Raw genomic sequence first — 1,304 nt, 5'->3', positions numbered from 1 at the left:
GGACACCGCGTTCGGCGCCAGCCGGGACAGCCGCTCGGCCACCGCCAGAGCTTGGTTCAGCGCCTGCCCGCTGTCTGTCACCCAATTGACAAGGCCCAGTGCCTGCAACTGCGCCGCGCCCATCGGCTCGGCCAGCCACAGCATCTGCAGCACCACGGCCCGCGGCAGGCGCTGCATCAGTTGCCAGCTCGAGCCACCGTCCGGCGACAGCCCGATGCGGCCGTACGACATCACGAAGCGCGCGTTCTCGGCCGCGACGATCAGGTCGCAGGCCAGCGCCAGCGAGAAGCCGCCCCCCGCCGCCGCGCCCTCGACCGCCGCGATCACCGGTTTCGGGAACACGCGCAGCACCTCGACGAACTCGTGGAAGCGCTCCAGCATCCCTGCCTGCACCTCGCGCGGGGCCTCGCGGCTGGCGAGCAGCCGTTGCAGGTTGCCGCCGGCGCAGAAGTGCTCGCCGTCGCCGCGCAGCACGACGCAGTGCACGTCGGGGTCGGACTCGGCCACGCCCAGCGATTCGATGCCGGCGGTGAAGACCTGCTCGGACAGCGTGTTGCGGGAAGCGGGGTCGCTGATCGTCAGCACCAGGGTGCCGTCGCGTCGTTCGGCACGCAATTCAGAGGGCATGGCCACACCATTCGTCAGACAGCGCCAAGCGCATGGCGCGCGATCATGCCCGTTATTGCGGAGATCACCGCAGGAAGGTTCATGCTAGAGTCAAAAAATCAATCAACTGCTCATTCGAATGCAGAGATTCCCGAACTTGCTCGCAGTCAGCCTCGCTTTGGGCCTCCTGCCCACGGGACAAGCGACTGCGATGGGGTTCGGCAACACGCTGGGTGCCACCACCCTCGGCCACCCGCTCAACTTCGCCGTGATGCTGCGGCTCGAGCCCGACGAGCGCATCGAGGCCTCGTGCGTCAAGGCCGACGTGTCGATCGGCGATCACGCGCTGTCTTCGCTGTCGGTGCGCGTGCGCATCGAGGGCCAGCCCGGCAGCAATGAACGCCGGCTGCGCATCACCACCACCGTGCCGGTCGAGGAACCGGTGGTCGGCATCGCGCTGAACGTCGGCTGTCCGACACGGCTGTCGCGCAACTACGTGGTGTTCGCCGACCCGCCGTCGGCCACCGTCGTGGCACCGGCCAACGCGCTGCCCGACATCTCCGACCAACCCGACACCTCGGCCTCGCCGCTGGCCAGCGTGATCGCGCCGCAGGGCGAGCCGGCGGTGCGCCCGACGCTGCCGCGCGTCGCCTCGGGCGCTCCGGCGGCGCAGCGCCCGCGTGCCGCAGCCGGCCAGC

2 protein-coding genes are annotated in these 1,304 nt (G+C 69.9%); one reads left to right on the top strand and one right to left on the bottom strand.

Going from position 1 to position 1,304, the window contains the following annotated elements:
- Positions 1-627: enoyl-CoA hydratase-related protein (locus tag AC1D12_RS33475; protein WP_477845397.1), on the bottom strand; the 627-nt coding region annotated here is incomplete at its 3' end.
- A 190-nt stretch (positions 628-817) separates the two neighbouring features.
- Between AC1D12_RS33475 and AC1D12_RS33470 the strand changes: the two genes are divergently transcribed.
- On the top strand, positions 818-1,304 hold a 487-nt coding region (locus tag AC1D12_RS33470; protein ID WP_477845396.1), incomplete at its 3' end, for a type IV pilus assembly protein FimV.

Source organism: Rhizobacter sp. P1_G5, assembly GCF_056405435.1.
The sequence above is the reverse complement of the archived record's forward strand: the minus strand, read 5'-3'. Positions and strand labels throughout refer to the sequence as shown.